Here is a 22700-nt window from a genome sequence, read left to right as displayed (position 1 = left end):
ATTGGGCACCGTAAATCCAGCGTCACTCGACCGTGTGTTCGACGGTGACGTTCTCGCCGGCCGTCGACGACGCATATGGCCGGTCCGTGGCCCCTGAACTGTCGCCGAAGGGGTAGTCGAATTGCTGGTTCCCGTTGGTATCCTGATGGGCGACGAGCACGAGCGACTGGCCGGTCGACGGCGGTCTGTCGAGGGTGATCTGCACGTCACTGTGGCTTCCGGCAGGGAGGTACTCGGAGGTCCCGAGCACTCTGCCGTCCTCCTCGAACTGGCGGACGACGATGAATCCACCCTCCGACAGCGACGCCGATTCGACCGTTATCTGGTCGCCGGAAACGGCGGGGCTGGTGACCGTCATCGAGGCGACGGGCGAGGACAGCAGGATGAACGCGACGTACGCGACACCCAGCAGAATTGCGGCGTGTTTCGCGCCGTCCTTGAGCGTGCCCTCGCCGAGTTGGCCGCCGATGAAGCCGGTGAGGACGGCCTGAATCAGCGCGGTGTGGAAGAACACGAGCGTGTACGCGGCCTTGTCGACGCGGCCGAAGCGGGCGAACTGGTCGACGTTGACACCCAGTCGGTTCGACTCCCCGGCCGGCGTCGGCACGCTGGACGGCAAGCTCGGGACGAGCACCTCCTGCACGGCGACGATGATGACCAGAAACACCAGGAAGGCGACGTAGATGACGACGAGGTAGGTGAGCATCTGCTGGCGTCGCCGCCGTTTCAGTCGGAGGTCCGCCCGTGACTGGGTGGCCGCGATGCGGAACACCGGGCCGAGCTGGCCCGAGGCGTGCATCGCGTGGGTCAACAGCGTCACGATCCGCGTGACGGCCGTGGTCTGGACCCGGCGGCCGAACCGGACGAGCGCGTCGTCGACGTTCGCGCCCATCCTGATGTCGGCCCAGATGCGGTGCATCTCCTGGGTGAGCACGCCGATGTCACTGCCGCGGACCCGGCGGAGACTCTCCACGACGGTCATCCCGGCCTCGTTCAGGCTCGCCAGCCGTTCGAGCAGGTCCGGCGTCGCGTCCTCGATTCGGGATAGCCGCTGCGTGTAGATGAACCGCACCAGCGCGAACGGCCCCAGAATCAGCAGGACTGACTGGATGACGAGGTCGTCGAGGAGACGGATGTTGACCGTCGATGCCTGGAACGCAGGTGGGGCACGGACGAGCAACAGCACTACCGCGACGGGCACGGTGAGATAGAGGACGTACACCGGGTTCCAGACCAGCGACTGAATCGGGGAGCTGAGCAGTTCCCGAAGCGATTTCACGCGGTCGTGGAACCTGAGCCGGTCCCAGTTCGCCTCGTCGGCCGGGACGACGCCGCCATCAGGCAGGCCGAGAGGGCCAGACCCCAGACTGGGTTTCCCCAGCGTCGCCGTTTCGTACCGGTCCAGAATATCCGTCGTCCCGCCGTTCCCGATACCAAGCGACTGGAGCTTGCTATCGAGATATACCATGAACCCGACGTTAGCCAGCGGGATGACGAGATATGCCATCATCTGTAACAGCCAGAGCGTGTCCGTCGTCGTCAGGCCGAACACGAGGAGAATCGTCATCAAGAAGAGCACGGCGGCGACGAACACGGTGACGTACGCCTCGGCGACCGTGGCCAGCCGTTCCAGCAGGTCCTCCTGACGCTCGGCGGCTTCCTCCTGATGGCGCTCGTACTGCTCGCGGAGGAACGGGGCCAGCGACTGGCCGCTCTGGAGGACGCTGGAGAGGTTCTCAATAAACGTCTTGAATTGTTCGCTGGGGGTCCGCCGGGAGACGTGTTCGAGCGCCGTAATCATGTCCCGGCCGAACAGGTCCATCTCCCTGACGGCGACGCCGACTTCCTTCGCCGTATCGCCGTAGATCTCCTGATTGCGGGCCAGCACACGCATCACGTCCGGGAAGGACATCCCACCGCGGGACAGCGCGTACATGAAGGCGATGGTGCGGGCCATCCCCTCGTCGATGTTCCGGCTCCGCACGTCCGCCTGATTCTTGAGCCGCTCCCAGCGGTAGAGGTACGTGAGTCCGGCCGTCGCCGCGCCCGAGAGCACGCCGCCGCCGATGAGGATGTAGAGAGTCCCTGTCGGCGTCAGCACGAGTTCGAACGTTCGCAGGCCGAAGGCGTTCACCATCGTCGAGGGGAGCCCCTGTGCAAGGTTCACTAGCGCCGGTAGCACAAGCAGAAAGCCGCCGATGGCGTACGCGCCGGTGATAGCGCCGGCGACAGCCCCCACACAGGCGTACACCAGCGTTCTGGCGGCGTACCCGCGATAGGTCTCGTCGATGTAGGCGGCTTCGAGCTGTCGTTCGCGTTTGGGCGATTCGCCCACGTACCGGCCGAAGAGCCGTCGGGACAGCCGCGTGACGTTGCGGTCGAAGCGCTCGTTGACGGTGCTGTAGCCGATAAGCCCGAGAATCCCGACGACGACGGCGAGCGGAGCCAGACCGAGCGGGTTCAGCGCCATGTCAGGCTATCGCATCGTCGATGTTCGCCATGACCTGTTCCTTGTCCGCGTAGTACTTGTTGACCATCGCCGTGAACTTCCGGTAGTCGGTGATGCCCTCGGACTGGAGGTAACGGAGGAACCGCTGTCGGTTACGGAGTTCGGTCAGCAGTTCTGACTGACTCCAGCCGCGCTCCTCGCGGATTTCGTCCAGTAGCTCGCTGTTGTTCTCGGAGAAACGGTCCTCGGTGGCCCGCCAGTTGTATGTCGTCGAGTAGTCCAGTTCGCCGGTTCGCTGGTCGATGCCCTCGATTTCGGCGAGCGTTTTGGCACGGCGGACGCGCTCGTCACCCGAGCGGGCCAGCACCTGCACACAGAGGATATCGAGGCTCTGAACCATCGGCCGCGGGACGTTGATTGGCTCGTTCTCCAGCCGGTTAATGACGGTCTGGACCGAGTCCGCGTGCATCGTCGAGAACGTCGTGTGCCCAGTGTTCATCGCCTGGAACAGCGTGATAGCTTCCTCACCACGAACCTCGCCGACGATGATGTACTCGGGGCGGTGCCGGAGCGCGGACCGCAGCAGGTCGTACATCGTGATGTCCGAATCGTCCAGTCGCTCGCGGGTGACTGAGGAGAGCCAGTTGTCGTGATACAGGGATAGCTCGCGGGTGTCCTCAATTGAGAGCACCTTCGACCGGGGCGGGAGGAACATCGCCAGCGCGTTCATCGACGTGGTCTTGCCGGCCGCCGTTCCGCCGGCGAAGATGAGCGACTTGTTGGACTCGATGGCCAGCCAGAGGTACGCGAGCATCTCGACGGAGAACGTGCCATAGTCCAGCAGTTCAATCGGCGTGAACGGTTCGTCGGCGTATTTCCGGATGGTGAATGCCGAACCGCGGGGAGTCACCTCCTCGCCGAGCGCCAGTTCGATACGGGAGCCGTCCGGGAGCGTCGTCGAGACGACGGGGTCAGAGACGGAGACGTGCCGACCGGAGCGCTGGGCCAGCTGGATGACGAAGTCGTTCAGTTCGTCGGCGTCGTAGGTGATGTTCGTCTCGATGTCCGTGTAGCCGTCGTGGTAGACGAAGATGGGGAGGTTCGCCCCGTCACAGGAGATGTCCTCGATGTCCGGGTCGTGCATCAGGGGGTCGATGTGGCCGTAGCCCTGGAAGGAGCGATGTAGGTAATAAAACAGGCGGTAGAACGTCTCGGGTTCGATGACGACGCCGTACTCCTCAAGCCTGGCTTCGAGTTCTTCGGCGAGGACGCGCTCCGGGTCGGTGTCGACGTCGTCGCGGTAGATGAGCGGGATGCGGATGTCCTCGAACAGACGGTCGAGCAGTTCTCGCTCGATGTCGGTCAGCGACGGCTCGACGACCTGATACAGGTGCTCGTCGCGGTCCGGGTCGTGGTTGATAGAGGCGAAGGCGAAGGGGGCGTTCAGCCAGTAGCGTTCGACCTCGTTGTAGCCGTCCAGGCCGTCGAACTCGACCAGCGCCCCGTGGCGGCTGGGGTCGTAGTTCGCCGTCGGAACCGCCGACCCGCTCAACACCGTTGCAGTCCGCGAGAGCCACGACTGGATGTGGCCGAGCGGGTCCGAAACGAAGTCACCGGGTTCGGGGGTTTCTGGGTTCGACATCGATGGTTCAGTTGGGAGCCCACGGTGCTCCGCGGAATATACCTCTGCTATCGTATCCACCTACTTAAATTCGCTCGCCAAATTATCAGGAGTATAATCGCCAGCGGTCGAACGAACGAGACGGCACTGCCCGTCAGGCTCGGTCGACGGTCAACAGGAGATAGGCGAACACGAGCGCGACGAGCGCGCCGATGGGAACGGTGACGCCGGGAAACGACGTGATGAACAGCCCGCTGGCCGCGAGCGTGAGGACGCCGACGAGTCCAAGCAAGCCGCCAAACAGCCGGACAGGGTCGATGGGGAAGCTTGCTTCGACGCGGTCCTCGGCGGCGTAATAATAGAGGCTGAGTCCGAGCGGGAGCAGGAACACGGCCAGGGCCGCGAACCCGAGGGTCCCGGCGAGCGCAAGCGGGTCCGACTCCTGAAACGCGGCGACCTGCCAGGCCCAGAGAAACGGCCGCTCTCCGGGGAGCGTCGCACCGAAGATGAACTGGAACCGAAAGGGGAGAAACCGGAGCCCGATGACAGTAACCCCATCAATCTCGAACAGCGACACCGACCACGGGGCCAACCCCACAAGCCACGTCGCAAGCACCGCAAACTCGCCGGCGTACTCTGATTTCACCCATGCCATACTACTGTCAGAGGGTGGGCCGGTCCGGTAAAAGCTACCGATACCGTCAGTCGGTGCGCCGTTACGTTCATTTGGCCGGGCCACGTACCGGTAAACACCGGAATGAGGCGTGATTACTTCACCGTCGACATCCAGGCTTCGGCCACCGACAACGACGACCCGACGATCGCGATTGTATACGATGGGCCGACAGGAGAGCTTCGCGAGCGCCTCACCAAAGTAGACGGTGGCACACTCGATGGCGAGGACATTGACGTGACCTTCCGCCGCCAGCCTGAAAGCGACGGTGTGCTTTCGCTAACGAACCGACTCACCGGTGAGTACGTCTTCGAGGCGACAGCACCGACAGCGGATGTCGACGCGCTCGTCTCCACAGCGGACGCCCAAGAAGACCCACAGTTTAGGGTCCGTCTCACCGACGGCGAGGGCGAGTCACGGGCCTACGAGTTGCGGACGCTGCTCGTCTACGACCACGACGGGAGCCTCCTGCGCGGACAGAGCCTCATCCCCGGCGGCGTCGAGCTGTAGCCCGCTACAGCCGCTCGACAATCGCCGGGAGCACCTGCGTGACATCCGCACGGAGCACGTGCGCCGCAGCCGCGTCACGCGGCGTCTTATCGTAATTTATCACGACCAGTGTACTCCCCGCCTCAGCCGCTATCTTCGGCAGGAGCGACGCCGGCTGGACCGACAGCGATGACCCAGCCGCCAGAAACACGTCACTGTCCCGTGCGAGACGCTGGGCCTCGTTCATCGCCACGTCAGGCATCGGTTCGCCGAACAGCACCACGTCGGGCCGGTAGACACCACCGCAGTCACATCGCGGGGGCAAGTCGCCGTCCTCGTCGGCCGCCTCGAACACCGGTTCGGCGTCCCGCCGGTGGCCACAGTCGTCACAGACCACGCGCCGATGGGTGCCGTGGAGTTCGACGACCCGGTCCGTCCCGGCGGCGTCGTGCAGCCCGTCGACGTTCTGTGTGAGCACGGCGTCGAGGTGGCCGTCCGCTTCAAGCGCCGCCAGCGCCTCGTGGGCGGCGTTGGGCTCGGGGTCTATGTCGCCGTAGATGGCCTCCCGCAGCGAGAGTCGGTCCGCCCAGAAGCCCGCTGGGTCGGCGTCGAGCCGACGGCGGTGGAAGTCCGCCGGGTCGTGGCGCTCCCAGATACCGTCGTCGCCGCGAAAGGAGGGGATGCCCGATGCGGTCGAGACGCCTGCGCCGGTGAGCGCGACAGCAGTTTCGGCGGTGCGAAGCGCCTCGGCCACAGCATCCAGCGTCTCGTCGTCGACGTCGTCGGTCCCGTGCCTGTCGTCGGCCATACGCTCGCTTCGCAGTGTGGCGCTGTGGGTCTATCGGATTGGATTCGATGTTGGGACGGCCGGAACGCTCCTTGGCATCCCGAGTCGCTTCAGAACCAGCCGTATCGCGCTACAGCGCGCTCCCGAACCACTATCCTCACCCACAGTAAACTGGGACGGATTCCGCGTGGTCGCCGGAAGAGAAACGGACGGATTTAAATCGCCACCGCTCGGCTTTCTGCATGACATGCGCTTGCACGAATACCAGGCGAAGCAAGTCTTCGCTGACGCGGGCATCCCGACGCCCGCCTCGCAGCTGGCCGAGACAGTGGACGAGGCCGTCGACGCGGCCGAGGAAATCGGATATCCGGTCGCCATCAAAGCACAGGTACACGTCGGCGGCCGCGGCAAGGCCGGCGGCATCAAGCTCGTCGAGTCCAAGGAGGAGGCTCGCGAAGCTGCCGAGGACATCATCGGGATGGACCTCAAGGGCTACCACGTCTCGAAGGTGCTCGTCGAGGAGGCCGTCGACTTCGTCAACGAACTGTACGTCGGCGTGACGATGGACCGTGGCGAGGGTCGCCCCGTCGCCATGGTCTCGACGAAGGGCGGCGTCAACATCGAGGAGGTCGCCGAGGAGGACCCTGACGCCATCGCTCGTGAACACATCGACCCGGCCTTCGGAATGCACCCGTTCCAGGCCCGGAAGGTCGTCTACGAGGCCGGCGTCGACCGCGAGGTCGCAAACGACGTTGCGAGCGTCCTCACGACGCTGTACCAGCTCTGGGACGACCGTGACGGCGCTGACACGGAAATCAACCCGCTGATGATTACCGGCGACGACGAGGTTATCGCGGCCGACGCCGTCATGAACATCGACGGTGACGCCCTGTTCCGCCAGCCCGAGATCGCGGAGATGGGCGAGGAAGCGGCGGAGGGCGACGAACTCGAACAGAAGGCCGACGAGTACGGCTTCGATTACGTCCGACTCGACGGCAACGTCGGCATCATCGGTAACGGTGCGGGCCTCGTGATGACGACGCTGGACCTCGTCGATTACTACGGCGGCGAACCGGCCAACTTCCTCGACGTGGGCGGTGGCGCGAAGGCCGACCGCATCGCGAACGCCCTCGACATGGTGTTCTCCGACGACAACGTCGACTCGGTCGTGTTCAACATCTTTGGGGGCATCACCCGCGGCGACGAGGTCGCCAACGGTATCAATCAGGCCCTGGAGCAGTTCGACGAGATTCCGAAGCCGGTCACCGTCCGACTCGCAGGGACCAACGCCGAAGAGGGAATGGAGATTCTGAACGAAGACCTCGTCACGGTCGAACATACGCTGGAGGACGCCGTCCAGCGTGCAGTCGAGTACGCGAAGGAGGTGGAAGCATGAGTGTGCTAGTCGACGAAGACACGCGCGTCGTTGTACAGGGAATCACCGGCGGTGAAGGGAAGTTCCACACCGAACAGATGCTGGAGTACGGCACCAACGTGGTCGCCGGGGCCGTCCCCGGCCGCGGCGGGCAGGAGGTCGCCGGCGTGCCGGTCTACGACACGGTCCAGCAGGCCGCCCGCGAGGAGGACGCCAACGCCGCCGTCGTGTTCGTGCCCCCGGCCTTCGCCGGCGACGCCTGTTTCGAGGCCATGGACGCCCGGGGCATCGACCTCGTCGTCGCCATCACCGAGGGCATCCCGACCCAGGACATGGCGCGGGTCTACCGCAAACTGCAGGAGACCGACACGCATCTCGTCGGTCCGAACTGCCCCGGCGTCATCACGCCCGGCGTCGCCAAGCTCGGCATCCTCCCGGGGAACATCTTCTCAGAGGGGAACGTCGGTCTCGTCTCCCGCTCGGGGACGCTGACCTACCAGGTCGTCGACAACCTCACCAACCGCGGCATCGGCCAGTCGACGGCCATCGGTATCGGCGGCGACCCCATTATCGGGACGGACTTCATCGGCGCGCTCGAACAGTTCGAGGCCGACCCCGACACCCACGCCGTCGTGATGTGCGGCGAAATCGGCGGTGAAGACGAGGAGGAGGCCGCGCGCTTCATTGGCGAGCACATGGACACGCCGGTCGCCGGCTTCATCGCCGGTCGGACCGCACCGCCCGGAAAGCGCATGGGCCACGCCGGCGCTATCGTCTCCGGCTCCGGTACCGGGACCGCGCAGTCGAAGATTACCGCGCTTGAGGACAACGGCGTCCCTGTCGGTGACACACCAGAGGAAGTCGCCGACCACGTCGAAGACCTGCTGTAGGGCACCGTCGGTTTCTTGTCGTCCGTTTTCGTAGTGTCAGGTGATGACGCCTGCTCGTGGGACCGTCTATCTCGTGGTCGGTACCGAAGCGACAGACCTAGCTGCGGCACTCTCCGAAGCACTGACGACGGACGAGACAACCGCCGAGGCAGTCCCAGACACGAGCACCGTACAGGACCGGCTGAACGACGGGGACGTCAGGGGTGTCGTCGTCAGTGACGACGGCGACCACGACGGGATAGCGGTGTTCGAGGAACTGCGAGCGGCCGGGGCCGAGATTCCGATTGTGCTCGTCGCGACCGACCCCGAACCTGACCGGGTCACCGAGGCGCTCCGGGCCGGCGTCACCGATTACGTGACCGCGGAGACGCCGGCATCCCTGTTGGCCGCGAAACTCGAAGCGTACGCGACCCGGTGGCCGACCGACTGGCGGGTCGGTGCCGTACAGTGGGAGGACATATCGAGCGGCGTCTCTCACGACGCGAAGAACCCGCTGAACGTCGTTATGGGCCGATTAGAGCTACTCGACATCGGTGAGCCCCACGAAGACGCATTGAATCGGTCCGTTCGCCGAGTCGAGACGCTGCTCACCGATCTCTCGCGCATCGGGAGCACCGCGTGTCCCGTCTCGGAAACGGACTCGCTCTCGCTTTCTGACGTAGCCACTGAGGTCTGGGCCGCAGAGAGCTACGAAAATGCGACGCTGGAAGTGGTGACTGACACGTCTGTCGACGCCGAAAACGACCGACTGCAGTTGCTCCTCCGCGAACTGTTCGACAACGCGGTCACACACAGCGAGGGACCCGTAACCGTCACCATCGGTGCAACCGAGTCCGGGTTCTACGTGGCCGACGACGGCCCGGGGATTCCCGAAGCGGACCGCGACGAAGTGTTCGACCAGGGCTTCGGGACGACGCGGGAGGGGGAGGGATACGGACTGTTCCTCGTCGAAACTGCGGCGCGTGCCCACGGCTGGACAGTATCGGTCGGGAGCAGCGAATCCGGCGGCACGCGGATCGACGTGACGACAGCCTAGCGGTTATCTCACCCACAATCGCTGTCGGTATCTGGAAGACGGCGGCTGGGCTGGTCCCGAACTGGCTGTGGCCGAGATGTGTCGATAGCTATTCGGCCCTGTCGACCATTACTGTCCAAGATGTGAGATGTATGTGGTGCCGAAAACCGACGGACGGCGGCCGACCTGAACCTTCCGTCAACGGAAAGAAGCGGCCGTGAACGTTCCGGTATCGCTATAAGGGATGAATCTGTAGTTTCGAATATGCCTCATATTTGTCGGAACTGCAAGCGGACCTTCGGCACAGAACTCGAACTCGAACTCCACCGCGACACATGTTCGGACGGGCAGCTCTACTGCGACGAATGTGGCGACCGGTTTACCGAGCGAGCGGCGACGGAAGACGGCTGGCACTATCGATGTCCGAATGACGACTGTGACGGCACCGGGATCGACGACGACATCCACAAAGTATCGGACGCACGCGTAACCAAACAGTAGCTGGCAGGAAAACAGGCCGAGCCGACAGTAACACCGACGATAATGCTGGGAAATACGCCGCACACCTGTTCCGTTGGCCAGCAGATGTAAATGCACGTCTAACAAATCGATGCGGAAGTGACAGACCCAGATCGCCGCTCAGATCGCCTGCCAGCCCTTATTCAGGGAGTCGGGTGGCTGCTCCTCCTCGGAGGCGTCGCTAACTATTTTTATTTCTCTGATTCCGGCCTATCAGCGCTTGTTACTGCTGATTTCGTGGTCAGTATGCTGGCAATCGTTCCGTTTGCAGCGGCGATCATCGTCGGCGGGTTCTGGCTCAGCAACTCGGAGATCGAGCCGGACCACTACCGGCGTATCGGGGTCTGGTTCGCTGGGGGGCTGGTTTCTTTTCTGCTGTTGAATGTGGCGATGATTCTAACCTGGCCGACGGGGTCGCTAAGTGAAGACATCGGCTGGGCGCTGTTTGCGGCTATCGTCGGCGGCTTCGGTGGCCTCATGATGGGAATCTTCGAAGCGCGCGCGATATCCCGAGCCGTCGAGGCCGAGCGACAGCGACTCCGCCGGGAGGCCATCGAGCAGCGCAACGAACGCCTCGACGAGTTCGCGGCCGTCGTGGCACACGACCTCCGGAACCCGCTCAACGTCGCGTCCGGTCAGTTGGAACTCGAACGAATGGACCGGGACTCGGAACATCTGGAAACGGCTGCGAGAGCGATGGACCGAATGGAAACGCTCATCGACCGGACGCTGACGCTGGCTCGAAGCGGGCACGTCATCAGCGAGACGGAGGCCGTTGATCTCGCAGAACTGGTCGATAGCTGCTGGGAGGCCGTGCCGACGGCGGATGCGACGCTCGAAAACGAAGTGACAGCCGTCATCGACGCCGACCCGGATCGACTCCGTCACCTGTTCGAGAACCTGTTTCGGAACAGTGTGGAGCATGGCTCCACAGGCAGTCGAACGGGGCCCGACGACAGTGTTGGGCATGGGTCCACGGGCAGGCAGTCACCGTCAGAGGACGCCCTCGAACGTGGCAGTGCTAACCTGACGATTCGTGTCGGCGAGATGTCTGAAGGGTTTTACGTCGCCGATGACGGCTCCGGAATTCCGTCTGAAAAGCGTGATGCGGTGCTCGACGACGGCTACACCACCACGGACGGCGAAGGCGGGCTGGGGCTGGCAATCGTCCAGCGCATCGTCGAAGCCCACGGCTGGGACATCGACGTGACCGAAAGCGACGGGGGCGGGACACGCTTCGAGATTACGGACATCACGAGAACGGATAGCTCCGAGAAAGACACCTACACGCGCTCGAAGACGCCGATACAGCCCTGACGGGTCGACGCGGTCGCTGCCTACGCCTCGCGTCGTCGTGCGATAGCAGCGACGTGCTGGCACGCTCGGGCACACACCGGAGCGTAGCCGGTCGCCAGCGGCGGGATCTCGAACCCAACGACGGAGCCGGAAGCCCGTTCCTCGGCGAAGTGACCTGTTGCGGGGAGCCGAGCGACGTTCCACGTCCAGCGATACGGCGCACACGCCGTCACTTCAAACGGGAGCCACACCACGCCAGCAGCGCGAACGCGGCCGGCCGTCCCGTCATCGATATATCGGGTGTCTGTTTCGACGGTTGTGACCGACGGCCCCCAGTCGGACCAGCAGTCGGTGTCGGTCAGGACATCCCACACGGTGTCGACCGACGTATCGACGTCGTGCCGGACGATCAGCCGTCGCCCGTCCGGTGTTTTCTCGATCGAAACACTGCTCGTGCCGAGTTCGAGTGCCATTATCAGAAGCAATAGGCCGGAGCCAAGGTATAGGTTAGTTCACCCACAATCAATCGCCAGATGATTGACGCCCGGGATATTCGGAAGGAGTACGGCGGTTTCGTCGCTGTACAGGGCAGTTCGTTTTCGGTCGACCGCGGCGAGGTGTTCGGTATCATCGGGCCGAACGGGGCCGGCAAGACGACGACGCTGAAGATGCTGGCGGGTCTATTAGAGCCGACAAGCGGCTCCGCCGAGATAGCTGGGCTCGACACCGAGACCGCGGAGATGCGCCAGCAACTGGGCTTTCTGCCCGAAGAATCGCCGCTGTACGAGGAGATGACGCCGATCTCCTATCTGAAATTCTTCGCCGACCTCTACGACGTGGACCCGGACGTGGCCGAGGAGCGGATGCACGACACGCTGGACGAACTCGAACTCGAACACCGCGACCGGAAGCTCGGCGATATGTCCAAGGGGATGAAACGGAAAGTCGCCATCGCCCGCTCGCTCATCAACGACCCCGACGTGCTCATCTACGACGAGCCGGCGTCGGGACTGGACCCGCTGACGACGAACTACGTCATCGAGTTCACGGAGCAGTTGGCGAAGGAAGGCAAGACCATCGTTTTCTCTGCACACAACCTCTTTCACGTCGAATCTATCTGCGACCGGGTCGTCATCATGAACGAGGGCGAAATCGTCGCCCGCGGCGACCTCGAACAGCTTCAGGCCGAGTACGGCCACACGCGGTATCACGTCTACACCACCGTCGACGTGCCCGGCGCAGCCAAGGAAAACGGCACCTACGAGCGCGTCGTCGAAAGCATGGAGGCAGTCGAGACGACACGCAGGCAGGCCGAGAACCGGGGCGGCGACGTGGTCGACATACGGACGGAGGAGTCCAGTCTGGAGGAGGTGTTCCTCAACGTCGCCGAGGCCGGGACCCGCGGCACGCGGTACGTCGAGGAGGACGCGGAGTAGATGCAACCCGACAAGCTCCTGCGCGTCGCGAAGTGGGAGGTGACGAAAAACGCCGGCGGCGTCGACAAGCGGACCATCGTCGTAATGGCGCTGTCCCTCGTTGCGATGGGCGCGGTCGCCGCGATAGCCGTCAGCGGCGGCACTGGTGCGGGCATGGACGACGGAATCTACCGAATCGGCGTCGACGAGAGCAGTCCCTACTACGGCGTCGCGGCCGATGACCAGACCTTCGACATCCGTGAGCCGGACCCCGCTGCCATCGAGCGACGCCAGCAAGAACTCCTGTATCGGGGGACCCAGCTCCAGAGCGTTCCACGGACGGCGAAAGAACGGGCAGCGCTGGCCGAACTCCGCGACAGTACGGCGCAGTACAACGACCGGACACTCGCTCGGGACGACAACCAGACCGCCGCGTTCCCCGTTTCTGTGACGCTTGTCTACGAGCAACAGTCGGGGAGCAGCCAGCTCGACCCCCGAGGCGGCGACAGCAGTGACGGGTCGGGTTCTGCGGACGGCAGTGGGACAAGTACCGGCGGCAGCGGTGACGGGTCGGACACGAGCGGTACTGGCGGGTCAGCCACGACCGGCGGCGGGGACGGCGGAACCGCCGGCGGCAGCGGTGCGAACCTCGGCGCTATCGGCGCGCGGTTGACCGGCGACGTGCAGGGTGGCACCCCCTCGGACATCTCGCCGCCGTTCCCCTTCGAGTCGCTCGTGCTCGCCTTCCTCTACATCGTCCCGATGAACTTCGTTATCCAGGCCTACGGCTCGTCGATGCTCTCCGAACGGCTGAACCGCCGCGGCGAACTCCTGCTGGTGACGCCCGCCTCGCGGGGGGACATTATCGGCGGGAAGACGCTCCCGTACTTCGTGGGTGCTGTCGGCGTAGCGGCGCTCATCACCGCGGCGCTGCGGTTCGGGAACATCGCGCCGGCGGGGAGCTACGTCGCGGTGCTGGCGGTGGTCCCGCTCGTCGTCCTCTTCCTCTCGGCGACGTTCTGCGGGGCGATGTTCGCCCGCTCGTTCAAGGAACTCACCTTCGTGACGGTGACCATTACGGTGACGCTGACCTCCTACGCGTTCGTTCCGGCCATCTTCACCGACGTGACGCCGATTGCGCTCATCTCGCCGCTGACGCTGGTCGTGCTCGACCTGACTGGCCAGTCCGTCGGGCTCTCGTCGTTCGTGTTCTCGGTGACGCCGCCGCTACTGACCGGACTAGTGCTGTTCGGTCTGGGAGCCGGGCTGTACCGGGAAGAGGATATGTTCACCCAGCGTCCGATTCCGCTGAAGGTGCTCGATGCGCTGGCCGGTGGTATCAACTCCCGCCGGAGCGCGCTAAAGATGAGTATCGTCCTGTTGCCGCTGGTCATCGTCGCCGAACTGGCAGCCATCGCGTTCTTGTTCGTCCTCGATTCGGTGTCGCTGAACGTCTTCGGGACGAACCAGTCGCTCGGCATCGTGCTCGTGCTCGGCGTCATCGTCATCGTCGAAGAACTGGCAAAGAGCCTGCACGTCTACGCCGGCTACGAGCACGCCCGTTACGAGCGGACGCTCCGGTCGGCGCTCGGCATCGGTGCGCTCTCCGGACTCGGCTTCTTCATCGGGGAGAAAGGGCTGCTTATCGCCAGGCTGTCCGACCTCGAAAGCCTGCCCATCGGGGAAGCCGCCCTGCAGGGCGCGACGTTGCCAGCCGGCCTGCCGCTGTGGGTTGCCGGGCTGCTGTTCCTGCTCCCACTGGCACTGCACACGCTGACGGCGGCCATTTCCTCGGTGGGCGCGAGCCGCGGTCGCCGGGCCTATCTCGGTGGGCTCGGGCTGGCTATCGTCATCCACTTCGCCTACAACTTCGCGGTGGTGAGCACCCTTGTCTGACGACCGCCCCATCTGGCGCGACCCGCGGGTCGTCGTGGCCCGCCGGGACATCCGGTCGCTGTCCCGCGAGAAGACAATCGTCCTGGCGTTGCTCATTCAGCTGTTCGTCGCGGGGTTCTCCTCGTTCCTCGTCGTCGGCCTCACGTCGCTGTACGACCCCAGCTCGGTCGCGGCCGGTGAGGTGGAGATGGCCGTCACCGGTGACGCCCGCGAGGAACTTGAGGCCGCGGCCGCTGAACAAGATGGGACCAGCGTCACCGCCTTCGAGAACGAGGACGCCGCACAGCGGGCGTTCAATCAGCGACGGGTAGACGCGATACTGCGCGGCGACTACGTCCCGTCGACGCGCGGACCAGGGGAGCAGATAGCGGTCACTGCTGTCGTGCCGGAGGGGAGCATCCGGTCGACGCTCATCGTCGTCGAAGTGCGCCGGGTCCTCAGCGGGCTGGAGCGCCAGGAGCGACTGGAGCGGACGCCCTATCTCGACCAGCCGCCCGTGCCACTCCCTGATACTGTCAGCGCGAGCCAGTACTTCGGGTTCACCTACACGATCCTGATTCCGCTGCTGTTGTTCCTCCCGCCGTTCATCAGCGGATCGGTTGCCGTCGACACTGTCACCGAAGAGATCGAGCGCGGCACGATGGAACTGCTCCGCGTGGCCCCAGTGTCATTACTTGACATCATCGACGGGAAGGCCCTGGGAATGGTGTTACTTGCCCCTGCACAGGTGCTACTGTGGCTCGCATTACTGTCGACGAACGGCATCGCCGTCTCGAACCCGGCGGCGATTCTGCTGTTCATCACCGCAGTCACCGTCGTCGTCGTGACGCTCGGTGTCGTGCTGGGCATCACGCTCCAGAACCGTCGCCCGGCGCAGTTGCTGTTCTCCGTGCTCACTCTCGTGCTGTTCGGCGGGGCCGTGCTCCTCCCGGAACACCCGGCGACCACGGTGGCGAAGCTTGCGGTCGACAGCCCGACCTTGCTGACCTACGGCCACGTCGGTGGCGCAGTGCTGGTGGCGGTCGCTGGCTACGCTGCCGCAAGGGTGTACATCGGCCGCATCGCCGCGGAAGCGCTGTAGAACGGAGGGAAGAAGTGCAGGCGTTACCCGTGGCCGTGTGGCTCCGCCGCCTCGTCGCGGATGACCATCACCTTCACTCGGCGGACGGCGTCGAAGTCCCGTAGCCGATAGGTGAGGTCCCGGACCCGCTCGGCCGGGCCGCGACAGAACAGCGATTCGAGACACCACTCGCCCTGATGGGTGTGACTGGTGTTGAGAATCACGTCCTGAAACGTGTGCTGGACGGCGTGGAGGTCCCGAATCACGTCGGCGTGGCGGTAGTCGAACCCGACCAGCGCTACCACGTCGCCGTCCATCGCCGCGAGCCGTGAGTGTCGCTCGACGTACTCCTCCATAGCCTCTCGCACCGCCCGCGAGCGGTTTTCCAGGTCCTGTTCGCGCCAGACGCGGTCGAACTCCGCGAGAAGGCCTTCGGGGATGTTGACGCTCGTTCGCATACCCGGATTGCCGTCGCCGGCCACAAAGGTCCCCGTATTACGCAGCCCCCGATTCCGTAGTAACAACCCTTAGGCAGGGCCGTAGCGTCGGTGTGGTACATCGATGGCATACAGCGAGGCACTCGGCCTGTTTCTCGGGGCAATCGCTCTCGGCGCGGTTCACGGGCTCGAACCGGGCCACGGCTGGCCGGTCGCCGCGTCCTACGCCCTCGACCAGTCCAACGCGTGGCTGTCCGGCTTCGCGGCGAGCCTCCTGCTGGGCGTCGGCCACCTCGTCAGCAGCATCGCGATGGTGTTCGCGTTCTTCTACGCCAAGGCCTACTTCGACCTCACGCAGGCCAACGAGCCGCTGGAACTGGCCGCTGGCGTCCACATCGGCGGGCCGGTGAGCATCGTGGCCGGCTGTCTGCTCATCGTGCTTGGCATCCGTGAGTATCGGTACGGCCACGTCCACGGGCATGGCGACGCGGCGGAGACTCACGACCACCAGGCGGCATCGGGCCACGACCACGAGCATGGCGAAGTAAATGCCAACTCCCATACTGATTCCAATTCGCAGGACCATCAGCATCAGCACCACGGGCACTCCCACGGCAGTAACCACTCGCACGGAGACGACAGCGGCGGCCTATGGTCGCGGGTGTTCGGCAGACTCCCGCTCGTCGGCGGCCACTCCCACGCGCACAATGGTCTGGACGATGCCGCCGACCGGGGGCTGTTCGGCATCGCCTGGTTCGCCTTCCTGCTGGGGTTCGCCCACGAGGAGGAGTTCGAGATTATCGCCCTCTGTGCCGGCTCGCCGTACTGTCTGGAGCTGATGAGCGCCTACGCGGCCACGGTCATCGTCGCGCTCGTCGGCCTGACGATGGCGCTCATCGCTGGCTACCAGCAGCACGAGGCGGCCGTCGAGCGGTACACGCCGTACCTCCCGTTGGTCTCCGCCGTCGTGCTCGTCACGATGGGTCTCGGGTTCGTGGCTGGCATGCTCTGACGGACGGTTTCTCACCGCGGTCCGGCCGCTCGCCCCATCCTTTTTGCTCGGAGCGCCCGGGGTGGGGAACATGGAGTACACGACACTCGGGTCGACTGGTATGGAGGTCAGCCGGCTCTGTCTGGGCTGTATGAGCTTCGGAACCTCGGAGTGGCGCGACTGGGTGCTCGACGAAGACGAGAGCCGCGAGGTCATCGAGCGGGCCATCGACCTCGGCATCAACTTCTTCGATACGGCCAATATGTATTCGATGGGCGAGTCCGAGCGCGTTCTCGGGACCGTCCTCGACGACTACGACCGCGACGGGCAGGTCGTGGCGACGAAGGGGTACTTCCAGATGGACGAGGACAACCCCAACGCCGGCGGGCTCTCGCGGAAGGCCATCGAGCAGGAACTGTCGAACTCGCTTTCCCGGCTCGGGATGGACACCGTCGACCTCTACCAGATCCACCGCTGGGACTACGACACGCCCATCGAGCAGACGCTCCGGGCGCTGGACGACGCGGTCCGGCGGGGACAGGCGCGCTACGTCGGTGCGTCGTCGATGTGGACCCACCAGTTCGCCGACGCGCTACGGACGAGCGAGCGCGAGAGGCTGGAGCGGTTCGAGACGATGCAGAACCACTACAACCTGCTGTATCGGGAGGAGGAACGCGAGATGCTCCCGCTGTGTGAGAAAGAGAACGTCGGCGTGATGCCGTGGAGCCCGCTGGCCCGGGGCTATCTCACCCGACCGCACGAGCAGGTCGAGGAGACGGTCCGGGGCGAGACGGACGACTACGCTCGCGAACACCCCTACTACGAGGGGAACGGCCGCGAGGTCAACGAGCGCGTGCAGGAACTGGCCGACGAGTACGACGCCTCGATGGCACAGATCGCGCTGGCCTGGGTGCTCGACAAGGAGCGGGTCGACGCACCGATTATCGGGACAAGTAGCCTCGAACACCTCGAAGAAGCGGTCGCGGCGCTCGAAATCGACCTCTCGGCGAGCGACGTGGAGTGGCTGGAAGAGCCATACGAGCCAGTTCGGGTGTCTGGCCACGAGTGAGCCCCCAAAACGGTTAACCCGCTGTGCGATGAAGCACTATATTGAGGAAAGGTAACAATGACCAATGCTCGGGGGCCGAGCAGCGAGACACTCGAGGAGACGGCGGGCAGTGACGCCTGCGTCTGTTCGATAGGTAACGCGGTCGAACACTACGTGACCGGGATACTGGGGCTCGTCGCGACGCTCGTCATCGGCGTGCAGGCCTACCCCTGGCTCCAGTCCGTCGCCGATACCACGTCGTATCTCGGGTCGACGTGGCTGGTGTTTAGTTTCGCCGCGATATGGCTCATCTGCTGGATCGCACTTGAAGTCGCCTGGGAGTGGCGTGCCGGACGGGTACACCTGCTGTAACAGACAGTTAGTCGCGAACGTCAGCCGCGATTCGTTGCATCCCTTCGAAGTCGTCGTCGGAGTAGGCGATGAGTCGCACGTCTGTCAGGGATTCGGGCTCGTACTCGTCGATGACGGCGCAGATAATTCGGATACCTTCCTCGAAGTCGAACCCGGCAATACCACAGCCGAGCGCCGGGAGAACGAGCGACTTACAGTCCAGCGCGTCCGCTTCCACCAGTGCGTTCCGGGTCGCCGTGCGGATGCTCTCGGCGGTTGACTGGCCGCCCGGTGGCATCGCGGCGGCGTGAATGACGTACTCGGCGTCGAGGTCGTAAGCGTCGGTCGTGGCGACACCGCCGAGGTCGACCGGTCCCTTCGCGACGGCCTCGTCATTCAGCCCCGACCCGGCCGCGTGCTTGAGCGCCCCCGCGACGCCGGAGCCCATCTGCAGGCTCGTGTTCGCCGCGTTGACCAGTGCGTCCGCCGACTGTGCAGCGATGTCGCCCTGGATCACCTCGAACTCCATGCACGATGCTGGGGGCGGAGCGGTCAAAGTTCTAGCGCCGATGCGGCCGGACGCACTCATTGCTATCTGTCACCGCGTCCCACGACAGGCAGAAACCTGTTTGGCCTTTACTACCAGATATGGACCTGCTGACGATGACGTGGCGGGACGTGGGGTTCATGCACTGGCCAGTCGAGCCCGATATCGTCCAGACGACGCTGCCGGACGGGCTCGCTGTCGACACGTACGACGGGCAGGCGTGGCTCAGTGTGGTCCCGTTCCAGATGGCGGACATCAGGCCGCGAGGCAGTCCGATTGGGCGGTCCTTCGGCGAGCTAAATCTCCGGACCTACGTGGTCGCCGACGGGACGCCGGGGGTGTACTTCTACAACCTCGACGCCGACGACCGCCTCAGCGTCACGCTGGCCCGGCGGCTGTTCCAGTTGTCCTACTACCGGGCGTCGATGCAGGTCCGGACCGACGGCGACAGCGTCGAGTTCCGGAGCTGTCGGACCAGTTCGCGCGCACCGCCGGCGGATTTCCACGCCACCTACGAGCCGACTGAGCCGCCGTCGACGCCCGAACCGGGCTCGGTGGAGTCGTTCCTCGTGGAACGGTACCGCTTCTACGCCGCGAGCGACGACGGGACAGTGTACTACGCCGACATCGACCACGAGCCGTGGCCGCTTCAGGCGGGACGAGCGGATATCCGGACGAACGGGCTGTTCGCCGCATCGGGGTTCAACAGGCCCGACGGCGAGCCGCTCGTCCACTACTGCGCCGAGATCCCGGTGACTGCGGGGCGACTCCACCGGCTCGACGGGGTCGCCCAGTACACTGATTAGCGTGTCGGCCCCAGTGAGGGTGTGGTCGCCCTCCGTCCGCTGCAGGTCACGCTCGACGACGTTTGCTTCTGTCACTGGCCGGTCCCCGAGACAGCGGTGCAGGCGGCAGTCCCCGACTGGCTCACCGTCGAGACGGCTGACGGCGACGCCTGGGTGTCGGCCGTTGCGGCGACCGTCGACCGCGTCGAGACGTTCGGTATCGAGGTCGCCGGGCCGTCGGAGTTGCTCACGGTTCGGACCTACGTCCGCGGGCCGACCGGTCAGCGCGGGGTCTGCGTGCTGGCGCTGTTCGGTGACGACAGGCGGACAACGACGGCGGTTTCGGAGCTGTTTCGCATCACAGTCGGTGACGCTACCCCGCGAACGCTCTCAACGGCCGACCGTCGCCGGGTCCTCGACGCCGGGGAGCGGCGACTGTTCGAGTGCCGGTACACGGCTGGCGGTGAGCCGGTGGCGATTCCACCGGACTCACTGGCCTCGTTCCTCGTCGACCGACAACGGTACTTCACAACCGGGCGCTTCGGGACGCATCTCGTTGGGAGCGTCGGCCACGACCCGTGGCGACTCGACCGCGTTGACGCCACTGTGACCGGGTCAGTACTCCCACTGGTTGACATATCTGATCGTGAGGCAGAGCCGTTAGTCCATCACAGTCCTGGGCTTCGGGTTTCGATTGCCCCACCGGTACCGCCCTAGCCGGGACCAGCGGGCAACCTAGCTCCCTTGAAATATAAGTACGGACAGACCGTTGGGGGAACAAGGACCCTGCCGCCCATATGACATCTGAAAGTAATATACGAACGCTTGTTGTTGACGACAGCGATTTTTTCGCGGAGATGACCGCTGATACGCTCACGCAACAACACGGCATCGAGTCCGTTGCTGCAAACAGCGCTACGGAAGCGCTGGAGCGACTCGACGGGGGTGGGTTCGACTGCGTCGTCAGTGACTACGAAATGCCGGAAATGGACGGGCTGGAGCTTCTCGAAGAGATCAGGGAGACAAACCCCTCTATCCCGTTCATTCTGCTGACTGGGCGGGGAGACGAAGAGACGGCGAGCGCGGCGATTGCGGCGGGAGTCGCCGACTACCTCCTGAAGCTCGAAGTCGTCGAAGACAAGCAGTACGGTCGGCTTGCAAACCGGATCGAGAACGTCGTTTCACAGGAGCGAACCCGCAAGAAGTTCGAATCGCTCGTATCGGATTCGCCGGATGGTATCGTCCACCTGACGACTGACGGGACCCTCCTCTCAGTGAATCCCTCGATGGCACGCAGACTGGGTGCCGACCCCGATGCGCTCATCGGACAACAACTGAGCGAAGTGATGGACAGCGAGGCGGCCAGCCAGCGTCTCGAAGCCGGGAAAAGCGCGGTCGAGAACGGTACTGCGACACGGTCCGAGGACGCCGTCGGGGGGCGGCATTACCACAACCAGTATATCCCCGTCGACAGTCACCGCAAAGCCGATACCTTCCAGTTGGTCTCACGCGACATCACTGAACGCGTCGAACGCCAGCGCGAACTGGAGCGCCAGAACGAGCGGTTAGAGGAGTTCGCCAGCGTCGTCAGTCACGACCTCCGGAACCCGCTGAACGTCGCGCAGGGCGCGGTCGATTTGCTCGGGGAGCCTGCCGACAGCGAAGAGGCCGAACTGATCGCCAAGATCGACCGGTCGCTGGACCGGATGGGCTGTATCATCGAGGACGTACTCACACTGGCACGGCAAGGCCAGACTGTCAGTGATCCGAAGGAGACGGAGCTATCCACGCTGGCGTCGACTGCGTGGACCTGGATCGAGGCGGAACAGGCCTCCATGTCGGTCGAGTCGAGCACGGAACTCGCCGCCGACAGCGGGCGCGTGCAGGACCTGCTGGCGAACCTGTTTCGAAACGCCATCGAACACAACGACGGTGACGTCGAAATCGAGGTCGGACTGCTGGAATCCAACGACGGGTTCTACATCGCGGACAACGGCGAAGGTGTCGAGGACGACGCCGACGACGTGTTCGAGATGGGCTACTCTTCGACGGAGGACGGAACCGGGTTCGGCCTGGCTATCGTCGAACAGGTCGCCGAGGCCCACGGCTGGGAAGTGTCACTGACTGATAGCGACAGCGGCGGGGCGCGCTTCGAAGTGACAGACGTCGAACTGCACGACTGAGACGGATTTTTCACCGCCGGGTCCCGAGTGGTGGTAATGACAGTCGAGGGGGTCATCGTCGACCTGGACGGAACGGTGTACCACGGAGAAACGTTGTTGCCGGGCGCGGCGTCGGCAATCGACGTGTTCAGGGAGCGCGGCCTGGGAATCTGCTTCTTCTCAAACAATCCAATCCACGATGGGAGCGAGTACGTCGAGCGCTTGCGTGGGATGGGCGTCGATGCCCGCGAGGGTGAGGCCTGTTCCTCCGGCGTCGTCACCCGCGAGTACCTCAACGGGTCCCACGCGGGGGACAACGTGTTCGTCATCGGGAGCGACCAACTCCGCGGCCTGGTCGAAGGGACGAACGCACGCTTAGTCGAGGACCCCGCCGAGACCGACGTGTTACTGGCCTCCTGGACGGACGGCTTCCACTACCACGATATGGTCGACGCGCTCCGGGCCGTCGACGACGACACCGTCTTCCTCGGGACCGACCCGGACCGGACGTTCCCCGGCGAGGACGGCGACCCGGTCCCCGGCTCCGGGGCGATAATCAACGCCGTCGCCGGAGTCATCGAACGGGATCCGGACCGGATACTCGGGAAGCCGTCAGAGATTGCTGTTCAGGCGGCGCTAGAACGGCTGGACTGTGCGCCGGCGGATTGTCTCATCGTCGGTGACCGGCTGGAGACGGACATCGCGATGGGCGAGCGGAACGGGATGACGACTGTGCTCGTCCGGACCGGCGTATCCAACGAGCGGTCGCTGGAACGGAGCGCCGTGACGCCCGACTACGTCATCGATTCACTGGCGGATATCGAGCAGGTGCTTACATCGCTCGACAGGTGACACGAAACTGGTAATTCACCTGCGACTTTATTTCGACTGCGA

The 22700-nt window shown here is 64.5% G+C and carries 23 protein-coding genes; 16 read left to right on the top strand and 7 right to left on the bottom strand.

Annotation, left to right across the window (positions count from 1 at the left end):
• Positions 1–22 precede the first annotated feature (22 nt).
• From AV929_RS13430 to AV929_RS13420, 3 genes are all read right to left on the bottom strand, one after another.
• Positions 23–2470, bottom strand: coding sequence for a type II secretion system F family protein (locus AV929_RS13430; protein ID WP_064288497.1), 2448 nt, complete (start codon positions 2468–2470; stop codon positions 23–25).
• 1 nt (position 2471) lies between these two features.
• On the bottom strand, positions 2472–4091 hold the full coding sequence (locus tag AV929_RS13425; RefSeq protein ID WP_064288496.1) for a type II/IV secretion system ATPase subunit: 1620 nt from the start codon (positions 4089–4091) through the stop codon (positions 2472–2474).
• A 133-nt stretch (positions 4092–4224) separates the two neighbouring features.
• Positions 4225–4725 carry a TIGR04206 family protein gene (locus tag AV929_RS13420; protein ID WP_064288495.1) on the bottom strand — a complete coding sequence of 167 codons (501 nt, stop codon included), beginning with the start codon at positions 4723–4725 and terminating at the stop codon, positions 4225–4227.
• 102 nt (positions 4726–4827) lie between these two features.
• Here AV929_RS13420 and AV929_RS13415 point away from each other — a divergent pair, with 102 nt between their 5' ends.
• Complete coding sequence (locus tag AV929_RS13415; protein ID WP_064288494.1) at positions 4828–5253, top strand: DUF5793 family protein; 426 nt, start codon at positions 4828–4830, stop codon at positions 5251–5253.
• Between the two features lie 4 nt (positions 5254–5257).
• Here AV929_RS13415 and AV929_RS13410 read toward each other — a convergent pair whose 3' ends face one another.
• Positions 5258–6040: an NAD-dependent protein deacylase gene (locus tag AV929_RS13410; protein WP_064288493.1), complete on the bottom strand. Its 783-nt coding sequence runs from the start codon at positions 6038–6040 to the stop codon at positions 5258–5260.
• Positions 6041–6266: 226 nt separating this feature from the next.
• Here AV929_RS13410 and sucC point away from each other — a divergent pair, with 226 nt between their 5' ends.
• From sucC to AV929_RS13385, 5 genes are all read left to right on the top strand, one after another.
• Positions 6267–7415: an ADP-forming succinate--CoA ligase subunit beta gene (gene sucC / locus AV929_RS13405; protein WP_064288492.1), complete on the top strand. Its 1149-nt coding sequence runs from the start codon at positions 6267–6269 to the stop codon at positions 7413–7415.
• The gene (gene sucD / locus AV929_RS13400; protein ID WP_064288491.1) at positions 7412–8284 is read left to right on the top strand and encodes a succinate--CoA ligase subunit alpha; all 873 of its coding nucleotides are present in this window, start codon (positions 7412–7414) and stop codon (positions 8282–8284) included. Before sucC ends, sucD begins: the two co-directional genes overlap by 4 nt.
• A gap of 43 nt (positions 8285–8327) precedes the next feature.
• Positions 8328–9320: an ATP-binding protein gene (locus AV929_RS13395; RefSeq protein WP_064288490.1), complete on the top strand. Its 993-nt coding sequence runs from the start codon at positions 8328–8330 to the stop codon at positions 9318–9320.
• A gap of 243 nt (positions 9321–9563) precedes the next feature.
• Positions 9564–9800, top strand: a complete 237-nt coding sequence (locus AV929_RS13390; protein ID WP_004593153.1) for a hypothetical protein — start codon at positions 9564–9566, stop codon at positions 9798–9800.
• Positions 9801–10064: 264 nt separating this feature from the next.
• Complete coding sequence (locus AV929_RS13385) at positions 10065–11135, top strand: HAMP domain-containing sensor histidine kinase (RefSeq protein WP_044951770.1); 1071 nt, start codon at positions 10065–10067, stop codon at positions 11133–11135.
• A 20-nt stretch (positions 11136–11155) separates the two neighbouring features.
• On the opposite strand, the gene AV929_RS13380 is transcribed toward AV929_RS13385, so the two are convergent.
• Entirely contained in the window at positions 11156–11587 is a 432-nt protein-coding gene (locus AV929_RS13380; protein WP_014040050.1) for an SRPBCC family protein, read from the bottom strand.
• Positions 11588–11647: 60 nt separating this feature from the next.
• Between AV929_RS13380 and AV929_RS13375 the strand changes: the two genes are divergently transcribed.
• The 3 genes from AV929_RS13375 to AV929_RS13365 are packed head-to-tail and all read left to right on the top strand — an operon-like array spanning position 11648 to position 15506.
• Positions 11648–12550: an ABC transporter ATP-binding protein gene (locus tag AV929_RS13375; RefSeq protein ID WP_008309802.1), complete on the top strand. Its 903-nt coding sequence runs from the start codon at positions 11648–11650 to the stop codon at positions 12548–12550.
• Complete coding sequence (locus AV929_RS13370) at positions 12551–14425, top strand: ABC transporter permease (protein ID WP_064288489.1); 1875 nt, start codon at positions 12551–12553, stop codon at positions 14423–14425.
• Positions 14418–15506: an ABC transporter permease gene (locus AV929_RS13365; protein WP_064288488.1), complete on the top strand. Its 1089-nt coding sequence runs from the start codon at positions 14418–14420 to the stop codon at positions 15504–15506. Before AV929_RS13370 ends, AV929_RS13365 begins: the two co-directional genes overlap by 8 nt.
• 23 nt (positions 15507–15529) lie before the next feature.
• Here AV929_RS13365 and AV929_RS13360 read toward each other — a convergent pair whose 3' ends face one another.
• A complete protein-coding gene (locus AV929_RS13360) occupies positions 15530–15943 on the bottom strand; it encodes a CopG family ribbon-helix-helix protein (RefSeq protein ID WP_014040047.1) in 414 nt (137 codons plus the stop codon).
• 103 nt (positions 15944–16046) lie between these two features.
• On the opposite strand from AV929_RS13360, the gene AV929_RS13355 reads away from it, so the two are divergent.
• The 3 genes from AV929_RS13355 to AV929_RS13345 all read left to right on the top strand — a co-directional run bounded on the left by AV929_RS13355 (position 16047) and on the right by AV929_RS13345 (position 18333).
• Positions 16047–16934, top strand: coding sequence for a hypothetical protein (locus AV929_RS13355; protein ID WP_050007358.1), 888 nt, complete (start codon positions 16047–16049; stop codon positions 16932–16934).
• Positions 16935–17004: 70 nt separating this feature from the next.
• Positions 17005–17982 (top strand): aldo/keto reductase, encoded by a 978-nt coding sequence (locus tag AV929_RS13350; protein WP_050007359.1) that lies wholly within the window; start codon positions 17005–17007, stop codon positions 17980–17982.
• A gap of 57 nt (positions 17983–18039) precedes the next feature.
• Positions 18040–18333, top strand: a complete 294-nt coding sequence (locus AV929_RS13345; protein WP_014040044.1) for a hypothetical protein — start codon at positions 18040–18042, stop codon at positions 18331–18333.
• A gap of 7 nt (positions 18334–18340) precedes the next feature.
• Here the strand turns inward: AV929_RS13345 and AV929_RS13340 are convergent, their stop codons facing one another.
• Positions 18341–18841, bottom strand: a complete 501-nt coding sequence (locus AV929_RS13340) for a macro domain-containing protein (protein WP_064288487.1) — start codon at positions 18839–18841, stop codon at positions 18341–18343.
• A gap of 119 nt (positions 18842–18960) precedes the next feature.
• Here AV929_RS13340 and AV929_RS13335 point away from each other — a divergent pair, with 119 nt between their 5' ends.
• From AV929_RS13335 to AV929_RS13320, 4 genes are all read left to right on the top strand, one after another.
• On the top strand, positions 18961–19665 hold the full coding sequence (locus tag AV929_RS13335; RefSeq protein WP_064288486.1) for a YqjF family protein: 705 nt from the start codon (positions 18961–18963) through the stop codon (positions 19663–19665).
• A gap of 21 nt (positions 19666–19686) precedes the next feature.
• On the top strand, positions 19687–20361 hold the full coding sequence (locus AV929_RS13330) for a DUF2071 domain-containing protein (RefSeq protein WP_064288485.1): 675 nt from the start codon (positions 19687–19689) through the stop codon (positions 20359–20361).
• A gap of 80 nt (positions 20362–20441) precedes the next feature.
• Positions 20442–21827 (top strand): response regulator, encoded by a 1386-nt coding sequence (locus AV929_RS13325; protein ID WP_014040040.1) that lies wholly within the window; start codon positions 20442–20444, stop codon positions 21825–21827.
• Positions 21828–21863: 36 nt separating this feature from the next.
• Positions 21864–22658 (top strand): HAD-IIA family hydrolase, encoded by a 795-nt coding sequence (locus AV929_RS13320; protein ID WP_064288484.1) that lies wholly within the window; start codon positions 21864–21866, stop codon positions 22656–22658.
• Positions 22659–22700: the final 42 nt, after the last annotated feature.

Origin of the sequence: Haloarcula sp. K1, from assembly GCF_001647155.1 — an archaeon.
Classification (GTDB): Archaea; Halobacteriota; Halobacteria; order Halobacteriales; family Haloarculaceae; genus Haloarcula; species Haloarcula hispanica.
The sequence above is the reverse complement of the archived record's forward strand: the minus strand, read 5'-3'. Positions and strand labels throughout refer to the sequence as shown.

Excerpts from the sequence above, each read along its gene's own strand:
- AV929_RS13430 (WP_064288497.1), bottom strand. The coding sequence starts at position 2,470 with ATGGCGCTGAACCCGCTCGGTCTGGCTCCGCTCGCCGTCGTCGTCGGG.
- AV929_RS13425 (WP_064288496.1), bottom strand. The coding sequence starts at position 4,091 with ATGTCGAACCCAGAAACCCCCGAACCCGGTGACTTCGTTTCGGACCCG.
- AV929_RS13420 (WP_064288495.1), bottom strand. The coding sequence starts at position 4,725 with ATGGCATGGGTGAAATCAGAGTACGCCGGCGAGTTTGCGGTGCTTGCG.
- AV929_RS13415 (WP_064288494.1), top strand. The coding sequence starts at position 4,828 with ATGAGGCGTGATTACTTCACCGTCGACATCCAGGCTTCGGCCACCGAC.
- AV929_RS13410 (WP_064288493.1), bottom strand. The coding sequence starts at position 6,040 with ATGGCCGACGACAGGCACGGGACCGACGACGTCGACGACGAGACGCTG.
- sucC (WP_064288492.1), top strand. The coding sequence starts at position 6,267 with ATGCGCTTGCACGAATACCAGGCGAAGCAAGTCTTCGCTGACGCGGGC.
- sucD (WP_064288491.1), top strand. The coding sequence starts at position 7,412 with ATGAGTGTGCTAGTCGACGAAGACACGCGCGTCGTTGTACAGGGAATC.
- AV929_RS13395 (WP_064288490.1), top strand. The coding sequence starts at position 8,328 with ATGACGCCTGCTCGTGGGACCGTCTATCTCGTGGTCGGTACCGAAGCG.
- AV929_RS13390 (WP_004593153.1), top strand. The coding sequence starts at position 9,564 with ATGCCTCATATTTGTCGGAACTGCAAGCGGACCTTCGGCACAGAACTC.
- AV929_RS13385 (WP_044951770.1), top strand. The coding sequence starts at position 10,065 with ATGCTGGCAATCGTTCCGTTTGCAGCGGCGATCATCGTCGGCGGGTTC.
- AV929_RS13380 (WP_014040050.1), bottom strand. The coding sequence starts at position 11,587 with ATGGCACTCGAACTCGGCACGAGCAGTGTTTCGATCGAGAAAACACCG.
- AV929_RS13375 (WP_008309802.1), top strand. The coding sequence starts at position 11,648 with ATGATTGACGCCCGGGATATTCGGAAGGAGTACGGCGGTTTCGTCGCT.
- AV929_RS13370 (WP_064288489.1), top strand. The coding sequence starts at position 12,551 with ATGCAACCCGACAAGCTCCTGCGCGTCGCGAAGTGGGAGGTGACGAAA.
- AV929_RS13360 (WP_014040047.1), bottom strand. The coding sequence starts at position 15,943 with ATGCGAACGAGCGTCAACATCCCCGAAGGCCTTCTCGCGGAGTTCGAC.
- AV929_RS13355 (WP_050007358.1), top strand. The coding sequence starts at position 16,047 with ATGGCATACAGCGAGGCACTCGGCCTGTTTCTCGGGGCAATCGCTCTC.
- AV929_RS13350 (WP_050007359.1), top strand. The coding sequence starts at position 17,005 with ATGGAGTACACGACACTCGGGTCGACTGGTATGGAGGTCAGCCGGCTC.
- AV929_RS13345 (WP_014040044.1), top strand. The coding sequence starts at position 18,040 with ATGACCAATGCTCGGGGGCCGAGCAGCGAGACACTCGAGGAGACGGCG.
- AV929_RS13340 (WP_064288487.1), bottom strand. The coding sequence starts at position 18,841 with ATGGAGTTCGAGGTGATCCAGGGCGACATCGCTGCACAGTCGGCGGAC.
- AV929_RS13335 (WP_064288486.1), top strand. The coding sequence starts at position 18,961 with ATGGACCTGCTGACGATGACGTGGCGGGACGTGGGGTTCATGCACTGG.
- AV929_RS13325 (WP_014040040.1), top strand. The coding sequence starts at position 20,442 with ATGACATCTGAAAGTAATATACGAACGCTTGTTGTTGACGACAGCGAT.
- AV929_RS13320 (WP_064288484.1), top strand. The coding sequence starts at position 21,864 with ATGACAGTCGAGGGGGTCATCGTCGACCTGGACGGAACGGTGTACCAC.